General features: G+C 67.2%; 12 protein-coding genes. 7 read left to right on the top strand and 5 right to left on the bottom strand.

Annotated elements, in window-relative coordinates; translation table 11 throughout:
- The 5 genes from LQV16_RS15775 to LQV16_RS15755 form a co-directional block, all read right to left on the bottom strand.
- Nucleotides 1-2,003: DEAD/DEAH box helicase (locus LQV16_RS15775; RefSeq protein ID WP_229994847.1), on the bottom strand; the 2,003-nt coding region annotated here is incomplete at its 3' end.
- Nucleotides 2,004-2,121: 118 nt separating this feature from the next.
- On the bottom strand, nucleotides 2,122-2,739 hold the full coding sequence (locus LQV16_RS15770; RefSeq protein ID WP_229994846.1) for a DUF4232 domain-containing protein: 618 nt from the start codon (nucleotides 2,737-2,739) through the stop codon (nucleotides 2,122-2,124).
- A 163-nt stretch (nucleotides 2,740-2,902) separates the two neighbouring features.
- On the bottom strand, nucleotides 2,903-3,049 hold the full coding sequence (locus LQV16_RS15765) for a hypothetical protein (RefSeq protein WP_229994845.1): 147 nt from the start codon (nucleotides 3,047-3,049) through the stop codon (nucleotides 2,903-2,905).
- Complete coding sequence (locus LQV16_RS15760) at nucleotides 3,036-3,281, bottom strand: hypothetical protein (RefSeq protein ID WP_229994844.1); 246 nt, start codon at nucleotides 3,279-3,281, stop codon at nucleotides 3,036-3,038. The genes LQV16_RS15765 and LQV16_RS15760 overlap by 14 nt, the downstream gene beginning before the upstream one ends.
- A 258-nt stretch (nucleotides 3,282-3,539) precedes the next feature.
- Nucleotides 3,540-4,550, bottom strand: coding sequence for a LacI family DNA-binding transcriptional regulator (locus LQV16_RS15755; protein ID WP_229994843.1), 1,011 nt, complete (start codon nucleotides 4,548-4,550; stop codon nucleotides 3,540-3,542).
- Nucleotides 4,551-4,811: 261 nt separating this feature from the next.
- Here LQV16_RS15755 and LQV16_RS15750 point away from each other — a divergent pair, with 261 nt between their 5' ends.
- From LQV16_RS15750 to rhaI, 7 genes are all read left to right on the top strand, one after another.
- The gene (locus LQV16_RS15750) at nucleotides 4,812-6,356 is read left to right on the top strand and encodes a sugar ABC transporter ATP-binding protein (protein WP_229994842.1); all 1,545 of its coding nucleotides are present in this window, start codon (nucleotides 4,812-4,814) and stop codon (nucleotides 6,354-6,356) included.
- A complete protein-coding gene (locus tag LQV16_RS15745) occupies nucleotides 6,353-7,399 on the top strand; it encodes an ABC transporter permease (RefSeq protein ID WP_229994841.1) in 1,047 nt (348 codons plus the stop codon). Before LQV16_RS15750 ends, LQV16_RS15745 begins: the two co-directional genes overlap by 4 nt.
- Nucleotides 7,392-8,474 (top strand): ABC transporter permease, encoded by a 1,083-nt coding sequence (locus LQV16_RS15740; RefSeq protein ID WP_229994840.1) that lies wholly within the window; start codon nucleotides 7,392-7,394, stop codon nucleotides 8,472-8,474. The genes LQV16_RS15745 and LQV16_RS15740 overlap by 8 nt, the downstream gene beginning before the upstream one ends.
- 79 nt (nucleotides 8,475-8,553) lie before the next feature.
- Nucleotides 8,554-9,621, top strand: coding sequence for a rhamnose ABC transporter substrate-binding protein (gene rhaS / locus LQV16_RS15735; protein ID WP_229994839.1), 1,068 nt, complete (start codon nucleotides 8,554-8,556; stop codon nucleotides 9,619-9,621).
- 192 nt (nucleotides 9,622-9,813) lie between these two features.
- Nucleotides 9,814-11,262 carry an L-fucose/L-arabinose isomerase family protein gene (locus LQV16_RS15730; RefSeq protein WP_229994838.1) on the top strand — a complete coding sequence of 483 codons (1,449 nt, stop codon included), beginning with the start codon at nucleotides 9,814-9,816 and terminating at the stop codon, nucleotides 11,260-11,262.
- Entirely contained in the window at nucleotides 11,259-11,642 is a 384-nt protein-coding gene (locus tag LQV16_RS15725; protein WP_229994837.1) for an L-rhamnose mutarotase, read from the top strand. Before LQV16_RS15730 ends, LQV16_RS15725 begins: the two co-directional genes overlap by 4 nt.
- On the top strand, nucleotides 11,639-12,817 hold the full coding sequence (gene rhaI, locus LQV16_RS15720; protein WP_229994836.1) for an L-rhamnose isomerase: 1,179 nt from the start codon (nucleotides 11,639-11,641) through the stop codon (nucleotides 12,815-12,817). Before LQV16_RS15725 ends, rhaI begins: the two co-directional genes overlap by 4 nt.

The raw sequence follows: 12,817 nt of genomic DNA, 5'->3' as shown, positions 1-12,817 counted from the left end.
CCCTTGGCGGCTGCCGTGGCCGGGCTGGCTGCCCTGCCGGCCGCACTGGCACCGCCGGAGGAGCCGCCCCCGCCTGACCCCGAACCGCCGGTGCCCTCGACTTCGCTGCCAATGATGTAAACGCCGAACAGCCCGCGGTCCGGGATGGTGCCGCCGGACGTGACGGCCAGCCGCTGCGCGCCGGGACGGCCCTCAATGGTCCCGGCGTTCCGGTCCCAGATGACACGGGGCCGCAGTTCCGCGAACTCGTCCGAGGGATAGCGTCCGGCCAGAAGGTCCAGGGTGGCCTCGAACGCGGAGCGGGGGAGTGAGGCGAAGGGCGCGGACCGCCGGACGGTGGTGAACCACTCCTCCACGTCGATGGCACCCAGAGCGGTGGCGGCGACCGTCTGCTGGGCCAGGATGTCCAGCGGGTTGGCCGGCACGCTGAGCCGCTCGATCTTGCCGTCCAGCATCCGCTCCACGGTGATGGCTGTGTGGACGAGGTCTGCCCGGTGCTTCGGAAACAGGACGCCCTGGGAGATTTCGCCGACCTGGTGGCCGGCGCGGCCCACCCGCTGCAGGCCGCTGGCCACCGAGGGCGGCGACTCGACCTGCACCACCAGGTCCACCGCACCCATGTCGATGCCAAGCTCGAGTGAGGACGTGGCCACCACGCAGCGCAGGCGGCCGGATTTCAGGTCGTCCTCGATCAAGGCGCGCTGGTCCTTGGACACGGAACCGTGGTGCGCGCGGGCCAGCACGGGGTCGGCGCCGGCGGTGCTGCCTGCCTGGGCCATCATGTGGGCCGGTGTGGCGGTGGACGTGGGCTGTGCAGCGGCACCGCCGGGCGGCACGGCGTTGGGCACTGTACTTGGCACCGATTTCGGCACTGATTTCGGCACTGCGGCCGGCACGGCGTCGAAGTCCGGAGCTCCGGCGCCAAACTCGGTCCAGTCGCCGCCGGCCGCCATGAGCTGGCGTTCGGCGTAGATCTCGTTGAGCCGGGCGGTCAGCCGTTCGGCGAGGCGGCGGGAGTTCGCGAACACGATGGTGGACTGGTTGGCCAGCACCAGGTCCACGATCTTTTCCTCCACATGGGGCCAGATGGACGCCTGCGGCTGGAGCCCGGAGGCCGGGCCGGAATCGAAGGCGCCGGCGGCGCCCTGGAGATCGGACATGTCCTCCACAGGTACAGAGACGGTCAGGTCCCAGTTCTTCCGCGACGGAGGGGCCACAATTTCCACCGGCGCCGATCCGGCGAGGAACTGAGCCACCAGCTCTTTGGGTTCCACGGTGGCCGAAAGCCCGATGCGCTGGGCGGGCTTGGGCAGCAGCGCGTCGAGCCGTTCCAACGACACCGCCAGATGCGCCCCGCGCTTGGTCCCGGCGACGGCGTGGACCTCGTCGACAATGATCGTGTCGACCTCACTGAGGGTTTCGCGCGCCTTGGACGTCAGCATCAGGAAGAGGGATTCCGGGGTGGTGATGAGGATATCGGGCGGGTGGCTGAGCAGCGAGCGGCGGTCGGACGCCGTCGTGTCCCCGGACCGGACGCCCACGGTAATGAGCGGGGCGGGCAGGTCCAGGCGTTTGGCGGTCTGCGTGATGCCGATCAGCGGTGCGCGGAGGTTGCGTTCGACGTCGACGCCGAGAGCCTTGAGCGGGGAAATGTACAGCACTCGGGTCTTCCGCTGGGCTGCCTTCCGCTGGGCTGAATTAATCCGCGCGGCCGTTCGGCGCCCGCCCTTGGCCGCCGTGTCCAGGCCGGGCAGGGGCTCGGGCTCCGCGGGGGCGGAGACCAGCAGCCGGTCCAGCGCCCAGAGGAACGCGGCGAGAGTCTTGCCGGAACCGGTGGGGGCGACCACGAGGGCGTGCGCACCGGAGGAGATGGCATTCCAGGCGCCGTTCTGGGCCGGGGTGGGCGCGGAAAAAGCGCCCAGGAACCAGTCCCGGGTCGGTCGGCTGAACCGGTCCATGGCGTCGGCCGAGAGTGTGCCGCCGGCGAGCTCCTGCCCCTTCATTCCTCCATCATGCCCTACCCCACCGACACTATTAGCCGGGCCCGATCACGGCGGCCCGGCGGCCCCAGGAGGGCGAAAGCACCGTGGCGGGCGCGAGCAGAGACGCGGGGGCCCGGCGTTACTTGGGCTGGAAAGCTCCGATGATCAGCAGGTTGATCTCCGTGTTGGCGCAGGCGTCCAGCGGCTGCGCGAGGAACAGCGAATCGGTGTCATCGGGCGGGTAGACCCGGAGTCCTGCCGCCGGCGTCCGGGTGCAGTCCGGGTAGTTGGCGGCCTGGGTGTAGCGCAGCGTGGCGGCGCCGGCCTTGCCCGGGGCGAGCAGGACATCGGTGACCGGGGTCGAGTCGTCGCGGGTGGCGGCGGCGCCGATCGGCTCGCCGTCGGCCCCGGCCGTGAGGGAGACGCCCGCATAGCCCTTCAGCAGGCACGGTTCGGTGCCGGAGTTGGTCACGATTAGCTGCATGTAGACGCTGCCCGCGGCGCCGCCGCCCGAGGAGTCGGTGGTGGCGGTCAGGCTACCGGCCTTGCACAGTGCGGGGCCGGCCTGGGCCGCTTGCGAGGTTGCGGCGGCCGCAGAGGATTCCGTTGCGGCACCGGAAGTCGCGGGCTGGCTTGTTTCGCTGGCCGACGGGGTGGGCGGGGACGTGGCCGGCTGGGTCTGCGTCGAGCTGCCCCCGCAGCCGCCGAGCAGGAGGGCCGCCGCGGCAGCCGTTGTCACAACCAGTGCGTGCTTCATTCGCTGAGACCTCATGGCTCAACCATTATGCCCGCCGTTGCCTTAGTCAACGATGCCACGGCGGCGGAGCCCGATTGATGCCCGGATTGTGATTTCCGGGCATCGGCCGAGGTCAGCTGCTCCTGCGGACCCCTGCGGCCGCGGCGCAGGGGAGCCGTTGCTGCTAGTCGGTCTCGGGGCCGGAGCAGTAGTGGCAGTCATCCGGGCAGGAGGCGGCGGAGCCGGCTGCCCAGGTGCTCGTCCCCGTTGCGACGCCGGACGCGGAGTTCGGCTGCTGCATCAGGGCGGGTTGGCGGTCAGTTGTCAGCATGGCGGGCCCCTTCGGGATCTGCCACGCTCAGTTCGAAGCCGTCGGCGACGTGGAACAGCTTCCGGTGCCCGGCCTTGGACACCACCCACACGACGGCGCCGTCGGCGGTGCGGTTGTCTACACGGCCCGCGTGCTCGAGGCGGCCGCCCCGGCGGAGGTGGACGGCGTCGCCGATCTCGACGTCGTCCCATTCCGTGGCGCGGCCCGAGGGCCGGTTATTCTGCAATGTCATGAGGAGTCCTGAACGGTTACGGGCAAGCGAGGATGTGATCCAGCTAACCGTGAAATGGCCCCCGTCTCAATGGTCAAATGTATGAGGCCCTCTCGTTCTGTTGTGCAGGCGTCTAGACGCGAGGCGCTCCGGTGTGGGTCCCTGCGGGCTGCGGGAGTGCGGGTTGGGTGCCGGCTCAGCCAAGTGGCGGTCAGATCGGCAAATGTGGCGGTGGTGGCGCCGGAACTCATAGTCTGCGCTGCCCATCGGGGCCTCCTGTCAGCCCTGCGTGGATGCCCTCACTATCAGTTCGGGCGGAAAGACCACCTGGGTGGGTGCAAATCCGTCCTCGGCTGCCGCTTCCCGGAGCAGCAATTCCAGTGCGGTGGAGCCGATGAGGGCGCTGGGCTGCCGGATGGAGGACAGGGGTACGACGGCGGCGGCGGCGAACTCAATGTCGTCGTAGCCGATCAGGGCGATCTCTTGCGGCACGTTGACGCCGCCCATGAGCATCAGGCCCTGGAGGACACCTATGGCCAGCAGGTCGTTGGCTGCAAAGATCGCATCCGGGCGTTCGGCTTCGGGCCGGGACCGGATGGACTCGCCGGCTGCCCTTCCCGAAAGCACGGTCAGGGATTCCGTCGCGATGACCTCGAGGGCTGCACCCGCAACGGCGTCGACGGCCTTCCGGGCCCCTGCCAAACGGTCCGCCACCTGCCGGATGCTTGCCGGGCCGCCAACAAACGCGATCCGCCGCCGGCCCAGCGACAACAGGTGGGCTGCAGCCATCTCCCCGCCCGCCAGGTCATCCACGGCCACCGAGGAGAAGCTCAGGTTCTCTGTCTGCCGGTCCACGAGCACCGTCGGGATGCCCCGGCGCCGGAGCTGCTCCAGCCGGGGGATCACATTTCCTACCGGGGACAGCAGTACGCCCCGCACGCGCTGCTGCTCGAAAAGATCCAGATAGGCGGATTCCCGGCCCTCATCCTCATTGCTATTTCCGACGAGGACCGTTAAATTCTCCGCGGTGGCACGGTCCTCTGCACCCCTGGCCAGATCCGTGAAGAAGGGGTTTGCGGCGTCTAGGACCACCAGGCCGATGCTGTGGCTCATGCCGGCGCGCAACTGGCGCGCGGCGTCGTTGCGGACGAAGCCGAGCTTGTCGATGGCGGACTGGACCCTGCCGGTGACTTCGGCAGAGACCTTCTCCGGCCGGTTCAGCACATTGGAGACCGTCCCGACCGAGACGCCGGCCAGGGCCGCGACGTCCTTGACGCTCGCTGAAACCATTTCCTGTGCTCCTGAAGGTGGACGCCGCAGCCCTTGGGGCTAGGCGGCGCATACGCAAAATACTCACTTCAGGATACCTGTCCGGGGTCTACTTTGAACCCTTTCATTGAAACGAATCAAAAGCTGCGTCACGGATGGTTGACAGCAGTTGACGTGTCCATTTGAAGACCCTATGATTCAAATCACAGCTGGTTATGAAACGATTCATTGCTGTGTTCAACAAGGCAGTGCTCACTAAGCCCCAAAGGTGCGGTTAATTTTATGCAGCAGACATACAGTTCCCGGTCCGGCCCCTCCGAGGGGGAACCGGTTCCGGTTCTCTCGCTCTCACACGCAGCCAAGACCTTTGGCCCGGTGGTCGCCCTGGCCGATGGAACCATCAACATCGAGGCTGGCGAAATCCACGCGCTGGTCGGGGAGAACGGCGCCGGCAAGTCCACGCTGGTGAAAATCCTCGCCGGCCTGCACCATCCCGATTCCGGCGACTTCCAGGTGGCGGGCCAGAGCGTCCAGTTCCGCAATGTAGCCGAGAGCAAGGACGCCGGAATTTCCGTCATCTACCAGGAGCCCACACTCTTTCCGGACCTGAGTGTCGCAGAGAACATCTTCGTTGGCCGCCAGCCCAAGGGCCGCTTCGGGCTCATCAGCAAGGCGACGATGGTCAGGGAAGCGCACAAGCTGTTCGAACGCCTTGGCGTTCCCATCGACCCGACCCGCATCGCCGAGGGCTTGTCCATCGCGGACCAGCAGATCATTGAAATCGCCAAGGCCATTTCGCTGGACGCCAAAGTCCTGGTGATGGACGAGCCCACCGCAGCCCTCAGCGGCGTCGAGGTGGAGCGGCTGTTTGCCGTGGCCCGGAGCCTCCGGGACCGCGGGACCGGCATCCTCTTCATTTCGCACCGTTTCGATGAGGTCTTTGACCTCTGCGACCGCATCACCGTCATGCGGGACGGCCGGTACATCTCCACCCACCGGACAGCAGACGTCACCGTGGAGCGGATCGTTCGCGAGATGGTGGGCCGTGACATCGGCGCCCTGTTCCCCAAAGCCCCTGCCGAGATCGGCGATGTCGTCCTGAAAGTGGACGGGCTCAGCCGCGCAGGAGTGTTCCGCGATATCAGCTTCGAGGTCCGCGCCGGGGAAATCGTTGCGCTGGCCGGCCTCGTGGGCGCCGGCCGCACCGAGGTGGCCCGTGCCGTGTTCGGAATCGATCCCTATGACGCCGGCGCCATCACCTTCGACGGGCGCAAGCTCAGGCCCCGCAATGCCCAGGCGGCCATCACTGCCGGCATGGGCTTCGTCCCGGAGGACCGCCGCAAGCAGGGCCTCGTGATGGACCTGTCCGTGGCCCGGAATGTCACGCTCACGCTGCGCAACAAATACACGACGGCGGGGCTGATCAACGGTGCCGCCGAGCGGCGCGCCGCCCAGGAGTGGAGCAAACGGCTCCAGGTGAAGACCGGCTCGCAGGAGTACGCCGTCTCCACGCTCTCCGGCGGCAACCAGCAAAAGGTGGTGCTCGCAAAGTGGCTGGCCACGGACCCGCGGCTGCTGATCATCGACGAGCCCACCCGCGGCATCGACGTCGGCACCAAGAGCGAGGTGCACCGGCTCATTTCGGACCTCGCCGGGCGCGGGATCGCGATCCTGATGATCTCCTCCGAACTGCCCGAGGTCCTCGGCATGGCGGACCGCGTCCTGGTCATGCGCGAAGGCCGGATCACCGCCGAACTCGACCGTGCCGATGCGAACCCCGAATCGGTCATGCACGCCGCCACATCTTCCGCAGGAGGAACCCTGTGAGCTCAGCTCTGGACCACAAGAACGCAACGACGACGGCGCCCGCCGCCGGCGCCCGAGGCGCCGTCGCTGCGGTGCTGCGGATGCGCGAACTCCCCGTGCTGATCGCGCTGGCACTGCTGGTACTCGTCACCTACCTGATCAACCCGCTGTTCCTCACCGCCCAAGGCGTGAAGGACCTGCTGCTCAACGCCACGATCATCATGATTCTGGCGGTAGGGCAGACCCTGCTGATCATCACCCGGAACATCGACCTCTCCGTCGGCTCCATGCTGGGGCTGGTCGCCTTCGGCACCGGCTCCATTTTCTCGGCCGTGCCCGGCGTTCCGATCATCGCAGTGTTTGCCATCGGTATGGCCTTCGGGGCGTTGCTCGGCGCCTTCAACGGCGCCCTGGTGACCCTGGCCAAAGTCCCCGCCCTGGTCATCACGCTCGGGACGCTCTACGTGTACCGCGGCCTGAACAACGCCTGGGCCGGCGGCAAGCAGTTCTTCGCGGGCGATCGTCCGGAGGAGTTCGGCGCACTCTCGGTGAACACCTTTCTGGGGTTCCCCGTCATCACGCTGCTGGCCATCGTCGTCGTGATCGCCGTGGCCGTCTACATGTCCGGCACCCGCCCGGGCCGTGACCTGTACGCCATCGGCTCGGACCCGGACGCGGCGACAGCCTTCGGCATCAAGGTCTCCAAGCGCGTGTTCCTGGCCTTCCTGGCCAACGGGGCGCTCGCCGGCCTGGCCGGCGTGCTCTACGCCAGCCGCTTCAACTCGGTCGGCGCGACCACCGGCACCGGCATGGAACTGACCGTGGTGGCGGCCGCCGTCGTCGGTGGCGTGGCCATCTTCGGCGGCAGCGGATCGGTGACCGGGGCCGCCCTCGGCGCCGTGCTCCTGACCACCATCACCAGCTCCCTGACCGCCCTCAGGGTGGACAAATTCTGGCAGCAGGCGATCGTCGGCGTGCTGATCCTCACCGCCATCATCATCGACCGCGTGGCCAGCCTGCGCACAGCCAAGAAACTGCGGATTAGCGAGGCTCGCAATGTCTGAAACCACGTCCACCACCAGCACGGCGCCGGCTCCCGTGGCTGACAACACCAAGCCGCTGGCCAGCGAACCGAAGGGCCGGACCGGCGCCGCACGGATCCTTACCGGCCGTGACGCCATCACCATCTACGCCCTGATTGCTTTCCTGATCTACGCGGCCATCGCGATCCCGCGCTTCGCCTCGCCGGTGACCACCGGCTTCCTGCTCCTGGACGTGATCCCGGTCCTGCTGATTGCGATGCCGATGACGCTGATCATCATCACGGGCGAGATCGATCTGTCCGTGGCCAGCACGGCCGGCCTGACCAGCGCCTTGATGGGCGTCCTCTGGGCCGGCGGGATGGACATCTGGCTGGTCCTGGCGATCAGCCTGCTGGCAGGAATTGCCGCCGGCATGTTCAACGGCTTCCTGATCGCGGTCCTCGGACTGCCGTCCCTGGCGGTCACGATTGGCACCCTGGCGTTGTTCCGCGGCCTGGCACTGGTCATCATCGGCGACAACGCCGTGGCCAACTTCCCGAAGGCGCTGACTGCCTTCTTCACCTCCAAGATCGGTGGCACCGGGATCCCCACGGTGATGATCGGCGTGGTCGTGGTGGTCGTCTTCTTCGGCGTGCTGCTGCACTTCACGCCGTTCGGGCGGGGGCTCTATGCGATGGGCTACAGCAAGGAAGCCGCCAGCTTCGTCGGCATCAACGTGGCCCGCAGCAAGTTCTGGCTGTACGTCGGATCCGGCGCCGTCTCTGCGCTCGCCGGCATCTACTGGACGCTGCGCTACACGAGTGCCCGCAGTGACAACGCCTCCGGCCTGGAACTGGCTGTCATCGCCGCTGTCCTGCTCGGCGGCGTGTCGATCTTCGGCGGCAAAGGCTCCATTCCCGGCGTGATCGCGGGGGTCCTGCTGATCGGGACGCTGAACTATGCGCTGCGCCTGGCCCGGGTGTCCGACGTCGTCCTCATCACGGTTACCGGGCTGCTGCTGATCGTCTCGGTGGTGGCGCCGAGCATCGGCTCCGCCATCCGGCAATGGCGCCACACCCGGCGCGTACGACGAAGTTTCACCCGCAAGGCCACCTGAAATCTGCGCACGAGAACCACAGAAACCGTGCCCGCCTGGGGCCGGCCGCACCTACCGCACGAAGGAAAAGGGAAGAACAATGATGTTGAACCGCAAGAACAAGGGCCAGACCGGCCGACTGGGAAGCATGGTGGCCATCACCGCCGTGGCCGCACTGGCGCTGACAGCCTGCAACAGCGGCTCCGCATCCTCCAGCGATACCAGCAGCCCCTCAGCAGGGGGAGGGGACCAGAAGATCACCTTCATCCCCAAGCAGCTGAACAACCCGTACACCGACGTCGTCCTGGGCGGCGGCAAGAAGGGCGCCACCGAGGCCGGATTCGCCTCGTCCCAGGTGGTCGGACCGCTGGAAGCCTCCGCCTCCAGCCAGGTTTCCTTCATCAACGCCGAGACGCAGGCCGGCACGAACGTCATCACGATCGCGGCAAATGACCCCGACGCCGTCTGCACGGCCCTCGGCGAAGCCCGCTCCGCCGGCGCCAAGATCGTCGCGTTCGACTCCGACACCAACCCTGACTGCCGCGACGTCTTCATCAGCCAGGTCGTCGCCAAGGACGTTGCCCTGATCCAGACCAAGCTGATCTCCGAGCAGATCGGCGGCAGCGGCGAAATCGCCATCCTGTCCGCCACCGCCAACGCCACGAACCAGAACGAGTGGATCAAGTACATGGAGGAGGAGCTGGCCTCCAACCCCGCGTACAAGGACATCAAGCTTGTTGCCAAGGTCTACGGCGATGACAACGACACCAAGTCCTTCCAGGAAGCCCAGGGCCTCATGCAGGCCCACCCGAACCTGAAGGGCATCATCTCTCCGACCACAGTGGGCATCGCCGCCACTGCCCGGTACCTCTCAACGTCCGCCTACAAGGGCAAGGTTGCCCTCACCGGGCTGGGGCTGCCGAATGAAATGCGGCCCTTCGTGAAGGACGGAACCGTCAAGGAGTTCGCTCTCTGGGACCCGGCACAGCTTGGCTATGTTGCCGCGTTCGCCGGCAAGGCCCTCACGGACGGCAAGATCACCGGCAAAGAAGGGGATACCTTCACCGCCGGCGAGCTTGGCGAACGCAAAGTCGAAAAGGGCGGCCTCGTGATCGTCGGCCCGCCGACCGTCTTCAACGCCGAGAACATCGACAAGTACAACTTCTGATCCGTCCCTGACCCATCCCGAGCAGCCGGGCGGGCCGCCGACAGCCCGCCCGGCATCTCGTTCCTTCCACCCACACCATTCCACTTCACCGGTGCCGCAGCACCGGGTCCACGGCGCCCTTCTCCACAGCCGTGCCCGGAACCCGCATTCCGGAGCCCCAGGTACCCCTTTTCACGCCGGAAGGCCCCTTACATGAACCAGAAACAACCGGCAGACCGGCTGCTGCACCCGCACCGGCGCCGCCCCACCCGCATCGGGCTGGTCTCCGGCGGGCTGGGCGCCTACTGGCCCCAGTTCCCGGAGCTGCTCCCGCAGCTGCAGGACTCCGTCCGCTACGTCACCGGCCGCTTCCAGGGACTCGACGCCGAAGTCGTCGACACCGGCTTCATCTCCGACGCGCAGGAGGCCGCGACGGCCGGTGAAAAGATGCGCGTCGCCGACTGCGACCTCATCGTCATCTTCCTCACCACGTACCTAACCTCCTCCATGGTCCTGCCGATCGCGCAACGGGCGAAGACCCCCGTCCTGGTGATCGACCTGCAGCCGACCGAAGCGATGGACCACGCCAACTTCGACACCGGCAAATGGCTGGCCTACTGCGGCCAGTGCCCGGTGCCGGAGGTCGCCAACGTCTTCCGCCGGGCCGGGATCGACTTCCGCTCAGTCTCCGGGCATCTCAAGCAGGAGTCCGCCTGGGAGCGGATCACGCAGTGGGTCCACGCCGCCGGCGTCCGCGCCCGGCTCCGCAGTGCCCGGCACGGGCTCATGGGCCACCTCTATCCGGGCATGCTCGATGTCGCCAGCGACCTCACCACCGTCTCGACCACCTTCGGCTCCCACGTCGAAGTGCTCGAATTCGATGACCTCCGCGAACGGGTCAACGCCGTGACGGACGCGGAGGTCTCCGAACGGCTCGGGCTCGCCCGCGAACTTTTCGTTGTCGATGACTCCGTGAACGACGACGACTTCGCGTGGGGCGCGAAGGTCTCGGTGGGCCTGGACCGCCTCGTGCAGGACTTCGACCTCGACTCCGTGGCCTACTACCACCGCGGACTGGCCGGGGAACAGCACGAACGGCTGGGCGCCGGGATGATCCTGGGCTCCTCCATCCTGACCGCCCGGGGCATCCCGATGGCCGGCGAATTCGAACTGCGGACCTCCATTGCCATGCTGGCCGCCCAGGCGATCGGCGCCGGGGGATCCTTCACCGAGATCCAGGCCCTGAACTTCCTCGACAACGTGGTCGAAATGGGACACGACGGCCCGGCCCACCTGGCCGTGTCCGCCCAGGACCCGCTCCTGCGCGGACTCGGCATCTACCACGGCAAGCGCGGCTGGGGCGTCTCGGTCGAATTCGATGTGCGCCACGGCCCCGTCACCACCTTCGGCCTCGGCCAGGACCCGGACGGAAGCTACGTCTTCGTCACCTCCGAAGGCGAAGTTGTCCCGGGGCCCCTCCTGCAGATCGGCAACACGACCTCCCGGGTGGACTTCGGCGGGGACCCCGGGCTCTGGGTGGACCAGTGGAGCCAGACCGGAATCGGCCACCATTGGGCCCTCTGCATCGGCCACCGGGCCGCCGACATCAAGGCCGCCGCGTCCCTGTTGGGCATCGAACACCGCCACGTGGTGCTCTCATGAGCACGCAACGCGTTTGCTTCCAACTTCAGGTCAAGCCCGGGCTGATCGAGGAATACACCCGCCGGCACGCCGCCGTCTGGCCGGAGATGCTCCGGGCCCTCAAGGCCTGCGGCTGGAACAACTACTCACTCTTCCTCCGGCCCGACGGGCTCCTGATCGGCTACTTCGAAACAGACAGCCTGACCGGCGCGCAGGCCCGGATGGCAGCCACGGACGTCAACGACCGCTGGCAGGCCGACATGGCCGGCTTCTTCGAGGATCTCTCCGGTGCACCGGACCAGGGCTTCCTCCAGCTCACCGAAATCTTCAATCTCGAGGACCAGTTGTCCGCGGCCAACGCCGCCGGGGACAACCACCAACCGCAAAAGGAACAGTCATGAACACCACAGAAACGGCCCTGGGCCGCCTCGGGGAACTCGCCATCGAGGTCCCGTCCTGGGCCTACGGCAACTCCGGCACCCGCTTCAGGGTGTTCGGCACGCCCGGCACCCCGCGCACCGTCCAGGAGAAGTTGGCCGACGCCGCGAAGGTCCACGAACTCACCGGCCTGGCACCCACGGTCGCCCTGCACATCCCCTGGGACAAGGTGGATGACTACGCGGCCCTGAAGGAGTACGCGGCGGGTCTGGGCGTGGGCCTGGGCACGGTGAACTCCAATACCTTCCAGGACGACGAGTACAAGTTCGGCTCGCTGACCTCCTTGAACCCTGCGGTGCGCCGCCGCGCCATCGACCACCACCTCGAGTGCCTGGAGATCATGCACGCCACGGGCTCGCGCGATTTGAAGATCTGGCTCGCGGACGGCACCAACTACCCGGGCCAGGACGACATGCGCGGCCGGCAGGACCGCCTGGCCGAATCCCTGCAGGAGATCTACGCCGCCTTGGGCGCGGAACAGCGCCTGGTGCTGGAATACAAGTTCTTCGAGCCGGCTTTCTATCACACCGACGTCCCGGACTGGGGCACCTCCTACGCTCAGACCCTGGCGCTGGGCGAGAAGGCCCTCGTCTGCTTGGACACCGGCCACCACGCCCCGGGCACCAACATCGAATTCATCGTCATGCAGCTGCTGCGCCTGGGCAAGCTCGGCTCCTTTGACTTCAACTCCCGCTTCTACGCGGATGATGACCTGATCGTCGGCGCGGCCGACCCGTTCCAGCTCTTCCGCATCATGCATGAGGTCATCCGCGGCGGCGGCTTCGGCAAGTCCGCAGGAGAGAATTCAGCCGTCGCCCTGATGCTGGACCAGTGCCACAACCTGGAAGAAAAGATCCCGGGCCAGATCCGCTCGGTGCTCAACGTCCAGGAAATGACTGCCCGGGCCCTGCTGATCGACACGGACGCGCTCGCCGAGGCCCAGCGCAGCGGGGATGTCCTGGCCGCCAACGGCATCTTCAACGATGCCTTCTACACCGATGTCCGTCCTGCGCTGGCGCAGTGGCGTGAATCCCGCGGCCTGCCCGCGGACCCGCTGGCCGCCTTCAAGGCCAGCGGCTACCAGAAGAAGATCAACGAGGACCGCGTCGGCGGCCAGCAAGCCGGATGGGGCGCTTAA

The sequence above is a fragment of the Arthrobacter sp. Bi26 genome (genome assembly GCF_918697925.1).
GTDB lineage: Bacteria > Actinomycetota > Actinomycetes > Actinomycetales > Micrococcaceae > Arthrobacter.
The sequence above is the reverse complement of the archived record's forward strand: the minus strand, read 5'-3'. Positions and strand labels throughout refer to the sequence as shown.

Coding starts and splice junctions, on each gene's coding strand:
- LQV16_RS15760 (WP_229994844.1), bottom strand. CDS start 3,281: ATGACATTGCAGAATAACCGGCCCTCGGGCCGCGCCACGGAATGGGAC.
- LQV16_RS15770 (WP_229994846.1), bottom strand. CDS start 2,739: ATGAAGCACGCACTGGTTGTGACAACGGCTGCCGCGGCGGCCCTCCTG.
- rhaS (WP_229994839.1), top strand. CDS start 8,554: ATGATGTTGAACCGCAAGAACAAGGGCCAGACCGGCCGACTGGGAAGC.
- rhaI (WP_229994836.1), top strand. CDS start 11,639: ATGAACACCACAGAAACGGCCCTGGGCCGCCTCGGGGAACTCGCCATC.
- LQV16_RS15730 (WP_229994838.1), top strand. CDS start 9,814: ATGAACCAGAAACAACCGGCAGACCGGCTGCTGCACCCGCACCGGCGC.
- LQV16_RS15765 (WP_229994845.1), bottom strand. CDS start 3,049: ATGCTGACAACTGACCGCCAACCCGCCCTGATGCAGCAGCCGAACTCC.
- LQV16_RS15725 (WP_229994837.1), top strand. CDS start 11,259: ATGAGCACGCAACGCGTTTGCTTCCAACTTCAGGTCAAGCCCGGGCTG.
- LQV16_RS15755 (WP_229994843.1), bottom strand. CDS start 4,550: ATGGTTTCAGCGAGCGTCAAGGACGTCGCGGCCCTGGCCGGCGTCTCG.
- LQV16_RS15750 (WP_229994842.1), top strand. CDS start 4,812: ATGCAGCAGACATACAGTTCCCGGTCCGGCCCCTCCGAGGGGGAACCG.
- LQV16_RS15740 (WP_229994840.1), top strand. CDS start 7,392: ATGTCTGAAACCACGTCCACCACCAGCACGGCGCCGGCTCCCGTGGCT.